The following is a 20,456-nucleotide window of genomic DNA, read 5'->3' as shown; positions in this document are numbered from 1 at the left end:
TGATAGACGTTATATATTACCGTTTCGGCATTTTGCTCTCATCCATATACAACAGGTTCCAGCGGTGACCGTCCAGGTCGGCAAATCCCGCGCCGTACATCCAGCCGTCTGTTTCACCCGGCTTGCCAATGATGGTTCCTCCAGCTAACTCGACTTTTTTAATAAAAGCATCAACTTCTTCTCTGCTGTCAGCACCAATGGAAAATATCACTTCTGCGCTATGGGAAGTATCTGCGATTTTGGCACCTGTAAATTTCTCGAACGTTGCATCCGGAAACAGGAGGATTGTTGTTGAGCCTATGACAAGCTGGGCTCTCTCGTTGCCAACATTCTCCCCATGGAATCCAATCTCATTAAAAAAGGTAGTGGATTTCACAACATCTTTCACCGGCAGGTTCATCCAGATTTTTTGTGACATGGCAGTAGCCTCCTAGAGTATATTTTCGACACTCTTACTATACTCTACCTCAATTCAAAATTACATAATCGGGTACATACGATTATGAAAGAGTTAGAAATAACCGGTATAATGAAGGATGATTTAGAGAAATCCGAATCGTTCTAATCAGTTCGAAATCCAAACCAAAAGAGCAATCTCCGATGAGGTTGCTCTTTTGGTCATGGCTTATTATGCCTAACGGTATATACGCAGTTTCTTCCTCCGGCTAGAATGTATTCTCCCCGTTCAATATGAACATTATCGCCTAGAACTGTTTTGAATAAATGTAACTCATTCTTGCATAACCCGGTACATACCGCGGCCGCTTCACAGATCGGACAATGCTTCTCAATAAATAGAAGACTGCCATCATCCTGCTCCTTAACCTCGGCCATATAACCTTCATTGGTACGAATTTCGGCCAATTTCTCCAATTTCTCTCTGACTCCTGATGCATCGCCAAGATGCTGAAGATATTGTTCTTGCATATTTTTATTTCGAACATCCAGCAGCTTGTCCAGCCCTTCAGTACCAAAAGCTTCTTTCATCGAATTGATGAGGCTGACAGATAAATCCGAATATCCACTTGGGAAAAAACGATTAGCCGCGGGAGTTAATATCCATAACTTGGTGGGGCGACCCATGGGACGGGCCTCTTCCACAGTGGTAACCAATCCTTCTCCTTTTAGCGCATTCAGATGTTGACGAATAGCCATTCCGGATAACGAAAACTGAGAGGAGAGAGTGACTACATCCATTCCCCCGCGCTCTTTTAACAGATTAATAATTGCTCTCCGGGTACTGGTCGAGACATCCTTTTTAGTTTGATTTCCGCTCATGGTGCACCTCCTTGTGACGCTCTACTGAATCTACATGACTAACTACATTTTAAACAAAAATGTTGACAAAGTCAAAGCCGAACTGTAGCTTAGACATTATAAACAAAAATGTTTACTAAGTATCCGGATACGATGTATACATACCAATTTTCTTGGAGGTCACATTTCATGTCGTCTAATCATCAAAGTATTTTCAGCCCGCGTTATTTTGCATTATCCATAGGAATTATTTTGTCAGTGATGGCCGTTGGATTCGAAGGTCTATCCGTAACCACCATTGCTCCTTCAATTGCTGGAGACTTGAACGGTCTTAGCCTGTTCGGGTGGATATTCAGTACATATCTGCTTGCGCAGATTATCGGGACGCTGGTCGTCGGTCGGATCATTGATAAAAGAGGACCTGCAGCACCGTTCACTTTTGCACTTCTGTTGTTTATCGTAGGGCTGATCGCTGCCGCAACCGCAGGCGACATGTATACCATGATAGGATCACGGGCCCTGCAGGGTTTGGGTGCCGGAGCTATGATGACTTGTGTGTATACAGCTATATCCTTAAGTTACCCGGATGAGTTGCGTGCTAAAATTCTTGGAGCATTTGGTACTGCCTATGTTCTTCCGTCCATGCTCGGTCCATATGTAGCAGGAGTTATCGCAGATCAGTGGTCCTGGCGCTTTGTTTTCTGGGGGATCTTACCTGTGCTGGTGGTTTCAGCATTGCTTAGTTTACCTGCCTTTAGGAAATTGAAAGTGCAGAAGACGGGAGAGGATAGCGGATCTTCATCCACTTGGATGGCGTTACTCTTAACGTTAGGTACAGGGATTTTCCTGATTGGTCTAAGTATGCTTCCGAGCTTTATGGGATTTGTTTTAGTCGTGATTGGCCTGGTATTGATGTTATTTCCGCTCCGTAAATTGCTACCGAAGGGAACTCTTACGTTGCGAAGAGGTATGCCAGCAATTCTGGCAACACGTGGGTTGTTCTTCGCTGCCTATACCAGCACACAGAATTTCCTGGTATTAGCTCTAATCGACGTGAAAGGAATTACACCTTCACAGGCCGGATTAATTGTCGCGAGTGCTGCATTAAGTTGGTGTATCATTGCGTATCTGCAAGGACGATGGGATGCGGCAGATCAGGGCAGTGGACGTCATATGAGAATCATTCTTGGGGTATTGCTGCTTGCGATAGGGATTGCCATCGTATTTTGGGTACCTGTTGTGACCGTTACCATCGCAGTTCTTGGTCAGATCATTGCAGGCGTTGGTATTGGATTGGCGCACCCGATTAGCGGTGTTGTCGCATTTTCCCAAACGGGGGAGGAAGGTGTGGGCCAAACCTCAGCAAATCTGCAATTTGCAGATTCTTTTACACCTGGTGTAGTGATCGGCATTGGTGGTTCCATTCTTGTCGTGTGTCAGGCTGGCGGTATGTCACTTCAATCCGGCTTAATTGTAGCCATGGGTTTCCATCTCTTGTTGATCGTCACGAGTATCATTGCCAGCACTCGGATCTCACTACGCGGATGAATAAGAAAGTGGGTGTGCGAACCATTGTTCACTGAAGATCCGAATAAAATATTTACAGCTTATCGCATCATCGGAACGAAATGGACGATTCATATTTTATGTGCTCTGTCTCAAGGCCCGAAGAGATTTGGTGAAATATTTGATAGCATTCCTTCCATTTCCGAAATGATCCTCTCCAGACGTTTAAAGGGTCTTCAACATGATCATTTGGTCAAAAGAACAATACGGAAACGTCCTACACAAATTATTTATGAACTTACGCCAAAAGGAGCTGCTCTTGCGACATTCATACCCTGTCTAATGGACTGGGATACCAAATTTCAAAATGATACCACCGGGAGGAATAAAGATGATTATTGAGGTCAGTGATTCAGCATCGGACAAAATCGTTGAGATCTTATCAAGTGCGGATATACAAAATGCCTTCCTAAGAGTAGGCGTTGATGAAGGGGGATGCAGTGGTTTATCTTATACCCTTATCGTGGATGAACAGCAGGCAGAAGAAGACATTGTGTTAAATAAAAAGCAATTTAGGATATTGGTGCACGCGAAAAGTATTCCATATATTGATGGTCTTGAGATTGACTATGAAGAGAGCGGAATGTTAGGCGGATTCACCATGAATAATCCAAATGCCAAAGTTTCGTGTGGATGCGGGGCCAGTTTCAGAATGGCCAATTATCGTGGCGAAGTGAAAAAATGTGATTAATGAAAGAAGGAGTGCAAAGCAATGATCTCATTTGTAATATCTGAACAAGCAATCAATTCATTTAAGAATGAATGGGAATTGGAAGAAGACCAATATGTAAGGATTTATGCAAAATATGTTGGAGGAGGCTCCGATGCTTTTACCATTGGCATAAATGCGAGTGCTACACCGGTCGATCCCGCATTGGTTCAATCCATCGGAGGATTTCATTTCTTTGTTGAAAAAACAGATGCCTGGATCCTGGAGGATGAACTTCTCCAAATTGACTGTAATGAAAATGGCATATTTTCAAGCAAAATCTCCTATTGAACATGGGAACCCTATTCTAGACCATAATCTTACTTTTTAAACATTTAACTTTACAAAGTATAACACTTCATGTATATTCAGGAAGTGAAAAGGTTTATTTTACCATAATATCCATCGAATTATGGAGGTGTAGAAGACAAATAACAATCAGATTGGGATTTTTGATGCTCAGTACAGGGCGCCTACAATTGGGATTATGCTGGTTCTGGCAACCGTAGCTTTTGAAGGACTGGCTATCACAACGATTGCTGCGAAGATGGCACAAAGTTTAGAGGGCATTCATTTATATGGTTGGATCTTCAGCGCATTTTTGTTATCTCAGCTTATTGGAACTTTGGTTATGGGTCAGCAGATTGACAAGCGCGGTGTTTTTACATCCATGCTGATATCTTTTAGTATTTTTGTGTTAGGAACTGTGGTCTCCGCTATTTCTTTCGATATGCACATGCTTATTGCCGGAAGAGCCCTTCAAGGTTTTGGAGCGGGAGCCCTAATCACATGCGTTTATACCTGTGTGACGTTACATTATCCAGATACACTTCGTACTCAAATCCTGGCCGCATTCTCCATGGCATTTGTCCTGCCTACCTTAATCGGACCTTATGCAGCAGGCCTTATAGCTTCTCACATCTCGTGGCGATATGTTTTCTGGATCGTTTTACCCTTGATTGGAATAGCGCTCAGTCTCACATTCCGTTCTTTCCGTAATTTGCAGCTTCAGCAAGATCTGTCAGGTCCGCCCCGAGCAACCGACTCAAAGATTATGTATGCGATTCTGCTTGCCGTTGGAACGGGACTGTTACTCACAGGACTTGGTATGATAACCGATTGGAAAGGTATAGTACTCACTTTGGCTGGATTAGTCATCATGATCACACCAATGCGTAAATTGCTGCCTGTGGGCACTTTTTCGGTAAAAAAAGGATTGCCTGCTACTCTGGTTTCGAGAGGGCTATATGTTGCTTGTTATTTTACAACGGAAAGTTTTGTGATCTTGGCACTAACCGAAGTGAAGGGGTTATCAGCCGACCTTGCTGGCCTCATTGTAGCAGCAGGTTCTCTGAGCTGGTCCGCCGCAGCGTGGTTGCAAGCCAAGCTTGATGCACGAGATCAAGGTCGTGCCCGAAAGGGCAGGGTCATGACGGGCATTGGGATTATGATTGTTGGAACTGCACTTGTGATCCTGGCTCTTATTTTGACGGACGGCGGGATTATACTCATCCTTCTCTCACAAATGATTACAGGGTTCGGTGTTGGATTGGCCAACCCTACAACGGCAGCCATTGCTTTACAACATGCCTTGCCCAGGAAAGAGGGAGAAATGTCCGCCAATCTGCAATTTGTGGATTCCTTCTATATGGGAGTAAGCATTGGAGTTGGTGGAGCTCTGATTGCCTTGTCCGAAACGTTACAGTGGGGCATATCGACAGGTGTTTTGATCGTGTTAACACTACAATTACTATGGGTCTTGTTAAGTTTCTTAGCATCACTACGAATCACCAAACTCGTTCATCAAGAACATCATCCAATCAACCAAGTGAAGGATAACATCTCCATGTAACGGATGACGACCGCGTCGTTAAATACATCATGAAGAACGGGGGGACTAATTGCATTGGGAGGTGGATAAGATGGCACGTGTATTAGTAGTCATTACTCCAGCTGAAGGACATGTGAATCCGTCGTTAGGATTAGTTACTCAGTTGATAGACAATGGTGAGGAAGTCATCTATGTGTGTACGGAGGAGTACCGTTCCCGAATTGAACAAACCGGTGCCCAGATCATTACCTATCCGTTCCCACAAGATGCCTTCTCTCATGATCCGGTGTTGAAACCCCAAGAATACAAGCATTCTTATCAGTTCATTTATATGATGGTAAGCGGTATTATCCGGAGGATCATCCCCAATGTGCTACAGGTGATCGAGGGTCAAAAGTTCGATTATATGATCTTTGATTCCCTGATGGGATGGGGAGGGACTATTCTTGCAGAAAAACTGGGAATTCCTGCGGTGTGCTCGATTGCGTCCTTTGCCTTTGTGGAGCCTCTAGGATCTAACTCAATTCTAAATGAGACGGAGACGAAGGAGCTTTATGAGGCTACGATGAAGATCACAACGGAGTTAGCCGAAGAGTTTCAAGTGAGTATTCCAGCCATGGAAGAGATTCCGGCACATGCAGGTCAGTTAAAGCTCGTGTACACCAGCCGTTATTTTCAGCCGCAGGCAGAAAAGCTGGATGATCGTTTTATTTTCACGGGTCCTTCGATCATAACACGTCAAGATGCTCCAACCTTCTCGTTTGAGTTGCTTCGTGAACGGTACCCGCAAACCGTGTACATTGCTATGGGTACGATCTTGAATAAAAACTTGGATTTCTATCAGCTTTGCTTTGAAGCGTTAGGGGATCTACCCGTGAATGTTGTTTTATCTTCAGGAAAGTACACGGACATGACGCCGCTGGCGGATCAAGTTCCTCCTAATTTTATCGTCAAGCCATACATTGCCCAGTTGGACATGTTGCAGCATACCGATGTTTTTATTACACATGCTGGAATGAACAGCACAAGTGAGGCGTTATATTACAACGTTCCGATGGTGATGATTCCATTAACATCGGATCAGCCTCTTGTCGCCAATCGGGTACAGGAGTTGGGCGCGGGTATTACTTTAAATAAACATAACCTCAGTGCAACTAATTTGAGAGAGGCATTAACAGAAGTGCTACACAATTCACTTTATAGACGGCAGGCTTACCTCATTGGTGAATCTTTAAGGCAGGCTGGCGGTTACAAGCGAGCTGCCGAAATGATCATGAGTCATATGGGTTCAGGCCGGGGAAGTTACACAATTTAATGGTTTTCCATTCAAAGTCGCTTAATAAGCGGCTTTTTTTGGTTTTAATAACCTAAAGACTTGACCTACAGTTAACTCTATGACTTATACTCGATTAGGCTTGCAAATTATATGAGGAATTGGAGATTTTATTTATTATGGCAAAGAGCACGAATTGGAATGTTTTTGGACTGGCAGTACTACTAGGTTTATTTTCTACATTAGGTCCATTTACGATTGATATGTATTTACCGGCTTTTCCGGAGATTGCACAAAATATGAATACAACGGCATCACTTGTACAATTTAGCCTTACTGCTTGTTTATTAGGACTGGGTGTAGGACAACTCGTTATGGGTCCTTTGAGTGACGCGTACGGTAGACGTAGACCATTATTGATCTGCATGGCAGCTTATATTATTTGTTCCTTGGCATGTGCTTTTGCTCCGAATATCGGACTATTGATTTTGTTTCGTTTCACGCAAGGATTTGCCGCATCAGCTGGAATTGTCATTTCCCGTGCGATAGCTAGAGATCTGTATAGTGGACATGAACTCACTAAATTTTTCTCTTTGCTGTTGCTTGTAGGGAATTTGGGGCCTCTGGCAGCACCGATTGCGGGAAGTGGGGTTCTTTCCTTCACAACATGGATTGGCGTATTTATCTGCCTTTCATTCTTGGGAATTTTCTTATTAATCATGACAAAGTGGAGCTTAAAAGAAACACACCCTGTCGAAAGACGTATGGTTCCTGACTTCAAACAACAATTGGGTAATTACAGAATGCTTCTGCGTGACCGCAAGTTTGTTGGTTACATGCTGGCACAGGGAATCATGACGGCAGGGGTCTTTGCTTATGTGGCGGGAACACCATTTATTTACCAAAATATATATGGAGTTACACCCACAGTATTTGCTATACTATTTGCTTCGAACGGCATCAGCTTGATCATCGGATCTCAAATCGTGGGTCGATTGGCCAAACGTATCCCTGAGCAGACGCTGCTATTATCGGGACTATGGCTTGCTATAATAGCAAGTGTGGCTGCGTTGGTCGTAACCCTGGCTCATGGTCCACTTTTCGCGTTGGTGATTCCATTGTTCTTCTTCGTATGCTCGATCGGCATTACGTCGACAGCGGCATTCCCGCTTGCCATGGAGAGTCAAGCCAAGATGGCCGGAAGTGCAGCAGCACTACTCGGCGTTGTGCCTTTTCTTCTGGGTGCACTGGTTGCTCCTCTGGTCGGTATCGCGGGTGAGGACACTGCCGTCCCGTTAGGACTCACTTTATTAATGACCAGTATCATTGCGATTGTTACTTATTTCCTACTCGTTAAAAACGTCCCGCAGCATACACCTAATCATGTCCAGTCTAATGCTGACTTTTAGTATAGAAGGAACAGCTCGCCAAGCATTGGCGTGAGACATGAATGAATATGAATCCATTACAAGTCGCTGTAATAGCGGCTTTTTTGGTTTTTCTTACTGAACGCCAGCCTGAATTCAGGTAAGACATTGTAAGAAAATGGAGAGACTGGGGAGGAGGGGCTGCTCACTGCTTCATTTGATATAAGCTTAATCTCTCTTGTACAGCATTCAGGACTTCTTTCGGAATCTCCTTCACCTTGATATCTTCTCCTAGAAAAAGAAACCAATTGGTGACTTCGGTTAATTCTTCTGAGTTATGAACATTCATAAATGACTTTAGTTGGGCCGTAGTCTGGTATGGATTTGTATAGGCAATTGAAAATTTTAAAGGATGGTATTTTTTGAATTGCGCAATTGCCTTTGGACCAAGTTCCAGGACAAGGTTGAAAACTTCTTCCTGCGTATTTCGTTTTAGTTGCTCTACAATCTTTTTTGTACTCTGTCTTTTTTTCGCCGGGTATGCTTCGACATGGATGAGGTTGTCAACGGATACGATTCGTCTTTTTTCCTCCTCCAAGTCAAAACCTTCAATGATCCAATGGCCCTTTTGATGATGAAGGTGCAAGAGAACGATGGGATAGGACTTTGTTTTCTTCTCTTCTTGGACAGTAATTAACAAATAACGTTCTATAAGAAGAATTTGGATGAGTTTTTCCAAGGTAGGGTGAGGCAGGTCTGACAGATCAAGCAAGTCTGGATTATGGGGATTGGTCCCTTCAAAAAGCAATATTTGATTCAAATGCACAAGGTCATCTTGCTGATTTTCTGAGATAAGGCCTAATAATTTTTCAGCCAAAGATTGACGACTCTTCAGATAAGGAAGCTGTTGATTTCTTGTCGCCATAAAGGCAATGAATAACGCTTTGATTTCATTATCGGTAAACCGAACCGTGGGCAGGAGCGAGTTGTTCATGACAAAATAACCTCCGTCCCGCCCAACTTCAGCGACAAGTGGCATTCCCATGGCTTCAATTTCTCTGATATCTCGAATGGCTGTTGAACGAGAAATATTAAATTCTCGCATGATTTCAGAGATGGTAAAGTGTGCACGGTTATTGATATACCGCGTGATGATATTTATGCGTTCAACTTTCTTCATTGGCCCCCCTAAACAGTATCATATTCTGACATGATTTAAGGTTATTATAAACCTATCAAGTGAAAACACAAATCAATTGAAAATTTAAAGAGGACGGTGTAAACCATGAGTAATTATCATTTCGAAGAAAAAGACAGCTTTATCGTTTTAGGTATTGGAACAGAACTTAAAAGCGACTACACAGACTATGCTGGTATCAGCAAGGAGAAGGCGGATTTTTGGTCCACTGTGAAAGAGGATGGAAGCCTAGACACATTAAAGTCCCTAGCTACTAATGACTATATTTTCGCTGTAAACGAAGCAGTCAATAACAAGATGATGCATTATGCTGGGGTCATGACAGAAGAATCTCTGCCAGAAGCAACGAGAGTAATCCAATTTCCTAAGGGAGAATACCTTGTTGTAAAGGGTGAAGCAGAGACGGCTGATGCGCTCAGTAATATGCTTACTGGAATTGCCTTTGGTCAAGCCCTCCCCGTAGAAAAGGATTATGCCTATGTTGGCGGTCCGAATACAACAGTAGAAATGGGAGAGAAAAACGGTTTGGTATATGGTGAAATGTGGATTCCTGTTGTAAGGAATGGATAAGACGTGGAGATCTGAAGACTTTTGAGTTGAATATGAAGGATAAAGCTCTCTTCCAAATGGAAGAGAGCTTTCCCAATTGCACGACAGCTTGCATGACAGCATGTTATTAATTTAAAACGCCACTTCCGACTATTGTAACCTTTACTTCCGGGTGAAAACGGACTTGGGCATATTGTTTATTCCAGTCCAGGCTTTTCCACAATTCCGGGTAATGGGCAATTAAATGTCTGCCTATACCGAAGGAATCACAGCCGCTTTGCTGAAGTGTCTTGATAATTTGTTCTGCGTCCTGAGTCATGTCATCGGATAACTTGCGGTTCAGACGTTCAATTGTGTCTTTTTCCTGAAGATGATTCATTGCATACTCAACGATCGTTACTGGAAGTTCGATACGGAGGTTTACATCAATTTGGCTATCACTTGCCACCTTTACCGCAAGTTTGCGCTTAATTTGTGCGATATTTGCTTCATAAGTGACATAGTTCCTCGGGTTGTTGGAAGGCCCTGGGTGGACCTTTTTGACAAAACGCGCTGCTTTATTCCATTTCCCACTCATAATAATGTATAGAGGAGCCTGTTCGGTAGTAAGACTGCCACTGAACCTTTGCCCATGAAACAAGGCAATTCCCCGAGCATCAATTTCCTCTCCATCCTTATATAGATAAGGCAGTGTAAAATCCTGTCCCGGATCCAGCATGGGAGGGAGAAGGGTCTCTAACGTCATTTCCGGAAAAATACATAATTCCTCCAGACTCTTAATTTTTTTCGTAATAAAATCACCAATCAATATGCTGCCAACTTTTTTTTGGTGTAACAGATCTCCGGCATCGCCATCCACAATCGCAATCTTCACATGTGAGGTTGGGTAATCGGGTTCCCGATATAAGACGTCCAGGTAGGGGTAGATATCATTTTGTGCGAGTTTGTTGCCGTATAAGATCATCCCATATTTGAAAAACCGGATATCACCAGTCACTTTGGCCCGAATTCTATCTGTACTTTGACGGACGGATCTCCCGGTGCCTGAGTGGACTTCATTACCGCTGCTCCCTTGTTGACTCTCAGAATCATCGACAATTTCAAGCGTCTGTTTAATTTCACCCTCTGAGGTGATGTCAAACGCCGAAGCATTAGCCAATCTTGCATCTTTTAAACTATCCTGATCCCAGCATCCCGTCATCACCATGAGCAGGAACAGGAGGACAAGGATTTTTCCTCGTTTACTCATATCATCTTCTCTTTTCGTTTCATTATATAAGATAGGACCAACAGGAGCAGAGGCAGGATCATGAGAAAAAAATATGCCGATCTGTTGGCAATCGTACTAATTAACTCCAGTTTTTCCTTCTGTTGTGGCAGATAGGCAATTATGCAAGAAGCAAGAACGACATAAGGCACCGCTTTTTTATGGTGTTTTAGTTTGAAGAGATAACTTATACCATAGGATGCCGTATAGTAATAGCCACATATGGCCCCGAAAATGGAAATTAACCAGATAGGGAGGAACAGGAAATCGGCCCGATCCATTGTTCCGAGTGGGATAGAGCGGAGCAGATATATGACCGGTTCAGGCATTAAGTCAAGTTGCTGGGGGCTGAACGCCGTTGAACAAATGAACACGGTGAATGCATACAACACTACGACTACAGCACTTGCTGAAGCAACAGACTTGAGTTTGCCCCCGCTGCTACCTTCAACCATAGGAAACACAACGAGAAAAAACTCGAATCCGAACATAGCCATTAATGTTTCGGTTGATCCACTAATAATATTGGGCCATCCCGCTTCGGTTAAAGGCAAAAGATATAACAGATTGATTTCCTTGAGTCCATAACTGATCAATACCATCATGGGCAAGACCAAAAAGGAGATGAGTACCAGTACTCGGGCAATGATTCGTAATTTTTGCCGAACCAAATAGATACTGCTGAACAAGAAGAGAGCTAATATAGCCCATCGAGGCGTATCCTGCAGCATCCAACGGTTAATCACACCGTAAGCGTTCACCAGAACAGAAGTGCCCATTAATAGGAAATATCCAACGTAGGCAATGATCAGCAACTTGCCAATCCATTTACCCGTAATCAGCGTTACAATATGATAAATGGACGAACTCGGGAATCTTCGCATCAAAAGCCAGCACAACAGTATGACAAGTTGGATCAGGAACCCTCCAAGGAAAACAGAGATCCACCCACCTCCTTTAGAGATAAGGTGCATACGGTAAGGGAGGGACAGAATATCTACACCAATTTCAAATTTCAAAATGAGCAAGAATAATTGTCCCCGAGTGATTGTTGTTTCCTTATTCACGTTTTTTCCCACTCCTATAGAACTTCTGCTGATTCAGCCGCTGCGGGCGGGCATCATGAGGACGCTCGCGAAGCGCCCAGATGGGAAATCGAATCCATACATCCTTCATGTCAGCTAATCGGAATGGGGCCACTGGAGCAAAATAAGGCGATCCGAAGTTTTCCATCTTACAGAGGTGAATGGTTAGAATCACCAGACCAAATGCGATGCCGATATATCCAAAAAGCGCCGCTCCAATCATCATTGGAAAGCGGAGAATACGTACTGCCGAACTCATCTCATGCGAAGGCACCAAAAACGACGAGATAGCGGTTAGGGAAACCACAATAATCATTGTATAGGATACAAGCCCCGCACGAACGATAGCATCTCCGATAACCAAACCGCCAACGATGCCGATGGTCTGGCCCACTCGGCTGGGAAGTCGGACCCCGGCTTCTCTTAACACTTCAAAGATCAGTTCAAGCAACATTGCCTCTACAAGTGCAGGAAAGGGGATGTTCTGCAATGATTTCTTGATTGTGTGTGCCAGCTCGATTGGTAAAATGGCGGAGTGAAAAGAGATGGTTGCAATATAAACAGCAGGTAATGTAAAAGCAATGACAAAACTCATCATGCGAATTAACCGTAAAAAGGAACTGACAATCCAGCGACCATGATAATCATCCGGACTTTGATAAAAAGCAAAAAACGTAACTGGAGCAATAAGAGCTGACGGACTTCCTTCGGCAAGTATGGCGACGCGTCCTTCCATCAAGTTGGCAATAACCCGGTCAGGTCTTTCTGTAATGAGCTGCTGAGGAAACAGAGAGAAAGGGTTATCCTCCACAAACTCTTCAATAAAGCCTGGTGCGAGCACCATATCTGAAGATATGGATGTGATTCGCTCTTTAACTTCGTTCACCAACTCCGGATTGGCTAAGTCCTGAAGGTATACAACTGCAATTTTGGTATGTGTCTTCTCGCCAACGTTAAAATATCGAACGATTATGGATGGACTGATAATTTGTCTGCGGATCAGATTCAAATTAACCGAAAGCTGTTCAACGAATCCATTGTGTGGCCCTCGAATAACGCCTTCGTTTTCCGGTTCGGTTGTGCTTCGGACATACATTTTCTCGGTAGAAAGAATGTAAAACTCCGGGTGCCCATCGATTATGTAAAGACATTTCCCTTGAATAAGTGAGTCTATTCCACGTTGCAGATCCGTATCTTTTCGACTTTCTAACGTGGTGAACGATGGGTAGATTTCAGAGTGAGCTTGGCCATTCAGTGCTGTTAAGACATGTGTTTGAATGATCTCCTGATCTACAAGTGAATCGATATAGAGAAGCACACTCTGTACACCATTAAGTAGAAGCTGTTGTTGTTTCAAATCGTCTGTACAGTAGAGGGACTGTTCCACATAAGAAATATTCATTTTTAATTCAGAGAATGCCTGATTGGTTGGGGTCATTGATCCACCTCTTTATAAAATGCGACATGGATTATCTTGTGCAAAATCAAGACTATTATTCAATAGTTGCTTTTTATTCAAAGAACTTATAACCAAACATTGAAAAAATAGTTGTACTAAAATCCATAATTTACAATTCAATTAGAAACTTTTTCCTAAATCTAGCGTCTAATATTATGACTTTTTGAGGGGTTATAAATTACTAGAGAGTAGAAGGAGCCAAAGACAACACATGAATATGAAGAAGAAATTATCCATTTTTACCGCTTTAGCCGTTTTTCAAGCATTTGCAGTTGGTTCTGTGAATGCGCAATCAGCACCACAAGGTGACACCGCGTCAGTAAACACGGCCAATGTAGAATCAGTTGAGGTGTTAAAGCAAGAGCAGCCAATTGCAGAGCGTGAAGTGAAGACGGAGAGCAATAACAAATCGATCAATACTTCGCCCACTGAAGCCAAGGACACTCAAACCTCGACCGGTACTGAGGCAACACCTAAAACAGATAGCGAGAAACCTGCATTGGATGGGGAAGAGACCACTACAAACGAAACGGGTACGAAACCTGTAGTTCAAGAGGAAGCCCCTGAGGGGGAAACGCCAGCTACACCTGCTCAAATAGAGCAACCATCCATTGATGGAACGTCTCCTGTAGCAGCAGGTGGGAATCTGACGTTGTACATGAATAGCAACAAAATGGAGCAGGATGGAAAAACATATCTTGCTGGCCAGCCAATGGCTGTAAAAAACGGTGTATCCTATGTTGCCATCCGTGCGCTGGTTGACCGTGTGGGATACGGCGTCAAATATGATAACAAAACCAAGGAAACCATCATTATTAGTGGTGAGGATGAACTCCGATTCAAGACGAACAGCAAGGACTATACCGTCAATGGAGAGACAAGAACGATGAAAGGCCCTGCATATCAGCAAAAAAGTACATTCATGGTGCCGTTAACTTCCATTACTCAAGCTTTGAACATCACCTATAAAGTGAATCAGACGGCTAAAACGGTTGTGTTGAATCTTAATACAAAACCTGTTGCAAGCTTTACCATTTCCCAAAAGGAAATCTTTGCAGGAGATCAAGTGGACTACGTGACTTCTTCCAGTTCACCTAATGGAATGGATATCGTTGACGAACGCTGGACTGGTCGCCAGGATTCATTTGATCAAGCAGGTACATATACGATTTCATATGAAGTACAGGATTCCAATGGTCAATGGAGCGATCCGTATTCAATTACCATTGAAGTATTGAGTCCTAATCTTCCTCCTGTAGCCATGTTCGCCACGGATAAAGAAGAATATAAAATGGGCGAAAAAATAACATACACGGACCAAAGCACAGATGATGAAAATAATATTGTCAAAGCCGTATGGGAGAACAATTCACTTGCTTTCTTTGAACCGGGTCCCAAAACGGTGACACTTACGGTTACTGACAATCACGGCGCTACGAACACGTACTCCAAAGTCATTACCATAACCAATGAGACCTTATATTCATTTACCGACTTCAATTTACTCTTCACGCCGGTAGGACAGAAGTTTACCTTTAACGGCGGCGAAGTGACTACGATGGAGAAAGTGCCTTATACGTACATGGATGAGCCCAGTTTGCTAATCCGCAGTAACAGTCCGGAAACCGTAAATACGGAAGGCATCGTATATAAAGAATCATCTTCGGGGCAGACCCGGTTCATGATTCACCACGTCAACAATACAGGCAAAAGAGTAAAAATGTATGTGATTGCAACCAATAACAACCCGAATCCGGCAGTTTTCGAACAACAAAATATGGGATTTGCGGGACCTACACCGTATGCTACTGTAGCCGGGAAATTGTCTATTGATAAATGGTTCAAGTCAATTCAGACTGGAGCGGATCAAAAGAAAGAGTACCTTCAACCTGGGGAAAGCAAATTGATTTTGACAGAACTTAATAAAACGCCGATGAAAGAAGGACAAGTCATCTCTCTCTATTCGGATGCATATAGTGATTATTCCTTGGACTATAACGTTATCCTGGTGGAAGAAAATAAAGATCCGTTCGAAGCCTTGCCATTGCTTCCCGTGCTTGATCGTGACGGCGTGCACAACCGGGGTACGTACCCGAACGCGACTCGCATCATAAAGTACGATGAGCACGTGGGACTCAAACCGGCCCGTCTGCCACTTGGTGACAATTCAAGCGATCCCAATCTGGTAGGAACAGATCCGATGGCTTACACAGATGCATCCAACGCGGGTAATTTCGGCGTATTGTACAAAATCACGCTGACCAATGTTGCACCGCGTACGCTTATCTCCTTTAACCCTCGTGGAGGGAAGTACTCCGGAGTAGCGCTGGTGAACAACCAGTTGGTATCGATTGCCGAAGGCAACGTTGCCGTTGCCAATTCAAGTGAACAAAGCGTTCTTTACCGCACCGGATCAATCGGAGAGAGCGTAACGATTCTGTTCTCAGCCGCGCCAGGAAGCAACCTGCCGGTCAATCTGCTCTTTACACCGCTCCCATCGGAGAAGTAAGGTAGTTGTCTCTTATAACGAATGGTTTGAGTGGCGCGTTATAATCAGCGAAAGAAAAGACTCCATATGGGGTCTTTTCTTTTCACAACTTATTTCTACTAAGGAGGAATCAAATTCCGATGAATGTAGTCGTCAAGTTGATACGTGAATTCAAAGAGCGCGATACCCGGCGTTTGTTGAAAGATTACCGAGACAGAGTGGAGCTTATAAGGAAACGGAATTTGGAAACTTGGGATGATCAGCGCCTGCAAGCGGAATCCCTTCGGCTGCAAGAAGAAGCAAGATCAGGCACATCTTTGGATGAACTACTTGTTGATGCTTATGCTCTAGTCTGCGAGGTTGCGAAGAGAACGCTCGGATTACAGCCTTACGATGTGCAAATTATGGCTGCGATTGCGTTGCACGAGAGATTTTTGATCGAGCAACATACCGGTGAAGGAAAAACACTCTCTGCTGTTATGCCTGCTTATCTCAACGCGTTGACCGGTGAAGGCGTTCATATACTCACATTTAACGACTACTTGGCAAATCGAGATGCAGCGTGGATGGGCCCGATCTATCGCTTCCTCGGGTTAACCGTAAGCTCGGTTCAAGCGGGCATGAGCCTGTTCGAGAAAAGGGAAGCTTACGCCAAGGATATAACCTATGTTACGGCTAAAGAAGCAGGGTTCGATTATTTGCGTGACACAATAGCATTAAATGAAGCTGATACCGTGCACCGTCCTTTCCACTACGTCGTCGTAGACGAAGCGGATTCGCTGCTACTCGATGAAGCGCGGGTGCCACTAGTCATTAGTGGCGATTCGAGCACAACCAAGAGTGATGGCGTTCTTTTTGCAGAAGTGGCCCGACAGCTTCAGCCAGGAGAGCATTACGATTTTGATGAGTTCCAGCGGAACGTATACTTGAATGATGCGGGTGCTGTGAAAGCGGAGCTGCTTCTGGGATGCAGCAATTTGTACGATAGCCATAACAGTCATTTGTTAACATCATTGAATTGTGCATTGCATGTGGAATCGTTATTAAAAAAAGACGTCGACTACATCGTCCGGGATGGTGGAATTGAACTAATCGAAGAACATACTGGCCGTGTGGCCGAGAACAGGTATTTGCCGGACGGGTTGCAAGCTGCGCTGGTGGCGAAAGAAGGATTGCAGTGGAAGGCCGGCGGGAGAATTCTCGGCACGATCACGATTCAACATTTCATTAGCCTGTATTCGGGAATCTGCGGAATGACGGCTACGGCGCACGCTTCAGCACTGGAATTCGAGGATATCTATGCGTTGCAGGTCGTTCAAATTCCACCGAACCAGCCAAACATACGGATCGACCACAAGCACCGAATATACACCCATAAGGAAGCCAAATATAAGGCACTTGTACAAGAAATCTCTTCCGTTCATAGGGTGGGACGTCCCATTCTTATTGGTACGTCAAGCGTTGAGGAGTCTGATATGCTGGCGGAGGCGCTTGCCGCTGCTGACGTACCTTGCCAGGTTCTGAATGCAAAAAACGATGCGAGAGAAGCCGAAATCATCGCTAAAGCGGGAGAAATAGGCGCGGTAACGGTATCTACGAATATGGCAGGGCGCGGCGTCGACATTCGTCTTGGCGGTGGTAATTCTGCTCAGGCAGAAGTGGTTGCCAAGCTAGGCGGATTATATGTGATAGGTACACATGTGAATGAAAGCATGCGAATAGATAACCAGCTGCGCGGGCGTTCTGGCCGCCAAGGTGACCCGGGAGCTTCCGTATTTTATATAAGCCTGGAAGACGAGTTGATGCTTCGCTTCGGCATTCATAGACTGTTTCGGTCTACCAGACAGGACGAGGCTCTTGATGATCCGGCGCTACGCAGCAAAATCGAGCATATTCAGCGCGTGATCATAGGTCAAAACTTCGATATTCAGCGGGAATTGAACGGTTATTCGGATATGGTGGAGGATCAGAGGCGAATCCTATACGAAGAAAGGCTCGGAATATTGAAAGGCGAGAGACCAATGAGCCCATCGGAGCAGCGGGTAGGGCTTTTTTATATGGATGAGTTCTGGGCTGACCATCTGGCATACGTATCTTACATTCGCGAAAGCATCCATCTCGAGAGTATTACCAGTCGCAACCCGATCGATGAGTTTCATACGCAAATTACCCAAGCATTTGAGAAAATTCCGGCTAAAATAGATCATGAGTCGGCGAATATGCTTGGAAAACTTGGAGGTTCAAATGATCCGGCCAAATGGGAACAGTTCGGTCTAAAGAGTCCTATTTCGACTCGGACTTATATGATCAACGATCAATACAGTCAAGATAAGCGCAGCTCATGGACCGGAACGACGGTATTTGCTTTTTGGGGCAGTAAAATTTTGAAGCTGTTACTGTGGCCGGTATATAGGTTGTCAAAATATTGATGGGAGCGTGACGATCGATGAACAGTGAAGAACGGTTTACGAGCCGGGTCGAATCGTATTTGAAATACCGCCCGAGCTATCCAAAAGAGGCTATTGACCATTTGTACGACGTAGTCGGTTTAGATGCGAACAGTAATATAGCAGACATCGGTTCAGGTACTGGGATCATCTCAAAGCTACTTCTGGAACGCGGAAGCTATGTAATAGCGGTCGAGCCAAATCAGGCCATGCGGGAAGCCGCCGAGCAAACGTTAAAAAGCAGTCCGCAATTCCAGAGTATAGCAGGTTCTGCAGAATCTACGGGATTACCTGATCAGTCGGTTGATTTTATTGTCTGCGCTCAGGCATTTCACTGGTTCGATCGCTCCGCAGCTCAAATCGAGTTTCGCAGAATTCTACGGCCAGGCGGGAGAGTAATACTCATCTGGAATTCACGTCTTACACACGGTACTCCGTTTCGTGAAGAGTACAATCAATTGCTCCATACATATGGAACCGACTACAATAAAGTTAATCATAAAAATATCTCTCAAACGATACTGCTCTCTTTTTTCAAGGAAGGTTCGATGCATGAAATGCGATTCGGAATGAGTCAGGAGTTCGATTTCGAGGGATTGAAAGGCCGGTTGCTATCATCTTCCTACAGCCCTGCACCCGGGCATGCAAATTACGATCCTATGATGTCAGAACTGCGGAATTTATTTGATAAAAATAATCAAGATGGTATTGTTGCATTCGACTATGAAACTGAAATTTTTTGGGGAGAAGTATAGATCACCAAAATGATACCCCGTTATATCAATAAGGGATAAGAATATAACGCCATTTGAAAGTCGCTATTTTAGCGGCTTTTTTTATATTTTATTAGAACAAATTATTGCCCAGCTTGCCTGGATTTAAGTGTTGAAAGGAACCCTGGTACACTTCCTTAAAATCTTATAAGAAATTCTTGAAATTTCAGAAATTTATCCGATAGGCGGGTGCTATTATACAAATACAAACAAAGACGAGGTGATGAAATGCAAGCGAAACTGGCAGCGGACGCCGTTCCCATCTCCACAAAGCGAAAGTCATGGATCAGGACAATACAAAAGCACAAAGTGATGTATGCTCTCTTATTACCAGCCTTAATTTATTTTGCCCTATTCAAATACATTCCCATGGCGGGAATCATGATTGCTTTTAAAAACTACAACCTGGCTTTGGGACTATGGGATAGCCCCTGGGTGGGATTCAAAAATTTTACGGATTTTATGAACGGCGTTTATTTCTGGGACATCATGAAAAATACGATCATCATATCGCTGTATAAGCTATTGTTCGGATTCTCCGCGCCCATCGTACTTGCTTTACTCCTCAATGAAGTGTATAGCCAATGGTTTAAGAAAATCGTACAGACCATCACTTATTTACCTCATTTTCTGTCATGGGTCATTGTGTATGGAATTATGGTGGCATTACTAGCCCCAGGCGATGGTCTCTTTAACATGATCTTGAAGGATTTTGGTGTTGAACCCATCTCGTTTCTAACGGAACCTGCCTGGGGCAGGTTGCTGATCATCTTATCTGAAGTATGGAAGGATATTGGATGGGGGGCAATATTGTACCTTGCCGCCTTGGCAGGAATCGATCCAAGCTTATATGAAGCGGCTCGAATGGATGGTGCTTCCAAATGGAGACAACTATGGCATATCACGTTACCTGGTATTCGAGGAGTCATTATTCTGATGCTGATTCTAAAATTAAGCCATATCCTGGATGCGGGTTTTGACCAAATATTCATGTTTGCCAACACCTTTAATCAGGAGAAGATCGACATTATTGACACATGGGTATACCGTGAAGGGTTGGAGCGTCTCAAGATTGGCTTGGCTACTGCTGTAGGATTGTTTAAAGCTGTCATCGGATTTGCTTTGGTGTTGGCAGCGAACAAGCTCGCCAAAAAATTCGATGGGCAAATTTGGTGAGGTGGTCTTTA

At 44.0% G+C, this 20,456-nt stretch carries 18 protein-coding genes; 12 read left to right on the top strand and 6 right to left on the bottom strand.

All coding sequences use genetic code 11. The annotated features are described in order from the left end of the window. Nucleotides 1-16: 16 nt before the first annotated feature. Nucleotides 17-418, bottom strand: a complete 402-nt coding sequence (locus tag IFU39_RS04990) for a VOC family protein (protein WP_192131488.1) — start codon at nt 416-418, stop codon at nt 17-19. Nucleotides 419-618: 200 nt separating this feature from the next. Then, complete coding sequence (locus IFU39_RS04985) at nt 619-1,278, bottom strand: helix-turn-helix transcriptional regulator (protein ID WP_192131486.1); 660 nt, start codon at nt 1,276-1,278, stop codon at nt 619-621. A gap of 168 nt (nt 1,279-1,446) precedes the next feature. Between IFU39_RS04985 and IFU39_RS04980 the strand changes: the two genes are divergently transcribed. The 7 genes from IFU39_RS04980 to IFU39_RS04950 all read left to right on the top strand — a co-directional run bounded on the left by IFU39_RS04980 (nt 1,447) and on the right by IFU39_RS04950 (nt 8,045). Further along, nucleotides 1,447-2,805, top strand: coding sequence for an MFS transporter (locus IFU39_RS04980; RefSeq protein ID WP_192131484.1), 1,359 nt, complete (start codon nt 1,447-1,449; stop codon nt 2,803-2,805). A 24-nt stretch (nt 2,806-2,829) separates the two neighbouring features. Next, nucleotides 2,830-3,165, top strand: a complete 336-nt coding sequence (locus IFU39_RS04975; protein WP_192131482.1) for a winged helix-turn-helix transcriptional regulator — start codon at nt 2,830-2,832, stop codon at nt 3,163-3,165. Then, the gene (locus IFU39_RS04970) at nt 3,155-3,514 is read left to right on the top strand and encodes a HesB/IscA family protein (protein ID WP_091018913.1); all 360 of its coding nucleotides are present in this window, start codon (nt 3,155-3,157) and stop codon (nt 3,512-3,514) included. Before IFU39_RS04975 ends, IFU39_RS04970 begins: the two co-directional genes overlap by 11 nt. A gap of 21 nt (nt 3,515-3,535) precedes the next feature. Then, a complete protein-coding gene (locus IFU39_RS04965) occupies nt 3,536-3,823 on the top strand; it encodes a HesB/YadR/YfhF family protein (RefSeq protein ID WP_192131479.1) in 288 nt (95 codons plus the stop codon). 196 nt (nt 3,824-4,019) lie between these two features. Beyond that, a complete protein-coding gene (locus tag IFU39_RS04960; protein ID WP_192131477.1) occupies nt 4,020-5,384 on the top strand; it encodes an MFS transporter in 1,365 nt (454 codons plus the stop codon). Between the two features lie 70 nt (nt 5,385-5,454). Continuing rightward, nucleotides 5,455-6,678 (top strand): macrolide family glycosyltransferase, encoded by a 1,224-nt coding sequence (locus IFU39_RS04955; RefSeq protein ID WP_192131475.1) that lies wholly within the window; start codon nt 5,455-5,457, stop codon nt 6,676-6,678. A gap of 137 nt (nt 6,679-6,815) precedes the next feature. Continuing rightward, nucleotides 6,816-8,045 carry a multidrug effflux MFS transporter gene (locus IFU39_RS04950; protein WP_091018905.1) on the top strand — a complete coding sequence of 410 codons (1,230 nt, stop codon included), beginning with the start codon at nt 6,816-6,818 and terminating at the stop codon, nt 8,043-8,045. A gap of 163 nt (nt 8,046-8,208) precedes the next feature. Here the strand turns inward: IFU39_RS04950 and IFU39_RS04945 are convergent, their stop codons facing one another. Then, nucleotides 8,209-9,183, bottom strand: a complete 975-nt coding sequence (locus tag IFU39_RS04945; RefSeq protein WP_192131473.1) for a helix-turn-helix transcriptional regulator — start codon at nt 9,181-9,183, stop codon at nt 8,209-8,211. Nucleotides 9,184-9,288: 105 nt separating this feature from the next. Between IFU39_RS04945 and IFU39_RS04940 the strand changes: the two genes are divergently transcribed. Then, nucleotides 9,289-9,771, top strand: a complete 483-nt coding sequence (locus tag IFU39_RS04940; RefSeq protein ID WP_192131471.1) for a GyrI-like domain-containing protein — start codon at nt 9,289-9,291, stop codon at nt 9,769-9,771. Nucleotides 9,772-9,877: 106 nt separating this feature from the next. Here IFU39_RS04940 and IFU39_RS04935 read toward each other — a convergent pair whose 3' ends face one another. The 3 genes from IFU39_RS04935 to IFU39_RS04925 are packed head-to-tail and all read right to left on the bottom strand — an operon-like array spanning nt 9,878 to nt 13,540. Then, complete coding sequence (locus tag IFU39_RS04935) at nt 9,878-10,999, bottom strand: Ger(x)C family spore germination protein (RefSeq protein WP_091018892.1); 1,122 nt, start codon at nt 10,997-10,999, stop codon at nt 9,878-9,880. Continuing rightward, nucleotides 10,996-12,084 (bottom strand): GerAB/ArcD/ProY family transporter, encoded by a 1,089-nt coding sequence (locus tag IFU39_RS04930; RefSeq protein WP_091018891.1) that lies wholly within the window; start codon nt 12,082-12,084, stop codon nt 10,996-10,998. The genes IFU39_RS04935 and IFU39_RS04930 overlap by 4 nt, the downstream gene beginning before the upstream one ends. After that, the gene (locus tag IFU39_RS04925) at nt 12,077-13,540 is read right to left on the bottom strand and encodes a spore germination protein (protein ID WP_192131469.1); all 1,464 of its coding nucleotides are present in this window, start codon (nt 13,538-13,540) and stop codon (nt 12,077-12,079) included. The genes IFU39_RS04930 and IFU39_RS04925 overlap by 8 nt, the downstream gene beginning before the upstream one ends. 232 nt (nt 13,541-13,772) lie before the next feature. On the opposite strand from IFU39_RS04925, the gene IFU39_RS04920 reads away from it, so the two are divergent. From IFU39_RS04920 to IFU39_RS04905, 4 genes are all read left to right on the top strand, one after another. Next, nucleotides 13,773-16,070, top strand: a complete 2,298-nt coding sequence (locus IFU39_RS04920) for a copper amine oxidase N-terminal domain-containing protein (RefSeq protein WP_192131467.1) — start codon at nt 13,773-13,775, stop codon at nt 16,068-16,070. Between the two features lie 119 nt (nt 16,071-16,189). Further along, nucleotides 16,190-18,478 (top strand): preprotein translocase subunit SecA, encoded by a 2,289-nt coding sequence (locus IFU39_RS04915; protein WP_192131465.1) that lies wholly within the window; start codon nt 16,190-16,192, stop codon nt 18,476-18,478. A 17-nt stretch (nt 18,479-18,495) separates the two neighbouring features. Then, nucleotides 18,496-19,251: a class I SAM-dependent methyltransferase gene (locus tag IFU39_RS04910; RefSeq protein WP_192131464.1), complete on the top strand. Its 756-nt coding sequence runs from the start codon at nt 18,496-18,498 to the stop codon at nt 19,249-19,251. A gap of 246 nt (nt 19,252-19,497) precedes the next feature. After that, complete coding sequence (locus IFU39_RS04905; RefSeq protein WP_192131462.1) at nt 19,498-20,445, top strand: ABC transporter permease; 948 nt, start codon at nt 19,498-19,500, stop codon at nt 20,443-20,445. Nucleotides 20,446-20,456 lie beyond the last annotated feature (11 nt).

The sequence above is a fragment of the Paenibacillus sp. CFBP 13594 genome, assembly GCF_014842675.1.
Classification (GTDB): Bacteria; Bacillota; Bacilli; order Paenibacillales; family Paenibacillaceae; genus Paenibacillus; species Paenibacillus amylolyticus_B.
This window is presented reverse-complemented; position numbering and strand designations above follow the sequence as displayed.

Bases quoted from the DNA above. Each gene is read 5' to 3' on its own strand.
- IFU39_RS04965 (WP_192131479.1), top strand. From the start codon at position 3,536: ATGATCTCATTTGTAATATCTGAACAAGCAATCAATTCATTTAAGAAT.
- IFU39_RS04905 (WP_192131462.1), top strand. From the start codon at position 19,498: ATGCAAGCGAAACTGGCAGCGGACGCCGTTCCCATCTCCACAAAGCGA.
- IFU39_RS04950 (WP_091018905.1), top strand. From the start codon at position 6,816: ATGGCAAAGAGCACGAATTGGAATGTTTTTGGACTGGCAGTACTACTA.
- IFU39_RS04915 (WP_192131465.1), top strand. From the start codon at position 16,190: ATGAATGTAGTCGTCAAGTTGATACGTGAATTCAAAGAGCGCGATACC.
- IFU39_RS04990 (WP_192131488.1), bottom strand. From the start codon at position 418: ATGTCACAAAAAATCTGGATGAACCTGCCGGTGAAAGATGTTGTGAAA.
- IFU39_RS04935 (WP_091018892.1), bottom strand. From the start codon at position 10,999: ATGAGTAAACGAGGAAAAATCCTTGTCCTCCTGTTCCTGCTCATGGTG.
- IFU39_RS04920 (WP_192131467.1), top strand. From the start codon at position 13,773: ATGAATATGAAGAAGAAATTATCCATTTTTACCGCTTTAGCCGTTTTT.
- IFU39_RS04970 (WP_091018913.1), top strand. From the start codon at position 3,155: ATGATTATTGAGGTCAGTGATTCAGCATCGGACAAAATCGTTGAGATC.
- IFU39_RS04985 (WP_192131486.1), bottom strand. From the start codon at position 1,278: ATGAGCGGAAATCAAACTAAAAAGGATGTCTCGACCAGTACCCGGAGA.
- IFU39_RS04945 (WP_192131473.1), bottom strand. From the start codon at position 9,183: ATGAAGAAAGTTGAACGCATAAATATCATCACGCGGTATATCAATAAC.
- IFU39_RS04955 (WP_192131475.1), top strand. From the start codon at position 5,455: ATGGCACGTGTATTAGTAGTCATTACTCCAGCTGAAGGACATGTGAAT.
- IFU39_RS04910 (WP_192131464.1), top strand. From the start codon at position 18,496: ATGAACAGTGAAGAACGGTTTACGAGCCGGGTCGAATCGTATTTGAAA.
- IFU39_RS04925 (WP_192131469.1), bottom strand. From the start codon at position 13,540: ATGACCCCAACCAATCAGGCATTCTCTGAATTAAAAATGAATATTTCT.
- IFU39_RS04960 (WP_192131477.1), top strand. From the start codon at position 4,020: ATGCTGGTTCTGGCAACCGTAGCTTTTGAAGGACTGGCTATCACAACG.
- IFU39_RS04940 (WP_192131471.1), top strand. From the start codon at position 9,289: ATGAGTAATTATCATTTCGAAGAAAAAGACAGCTTTATCGTTTTAGGT.
- IFU39_RS04980 (WP_192131484.1), top strand. From the start codon at position 1,447: ATGTCGTCTAATCATCAAAGTATTTTCAGCCCGCGTTATTTTGCATTA.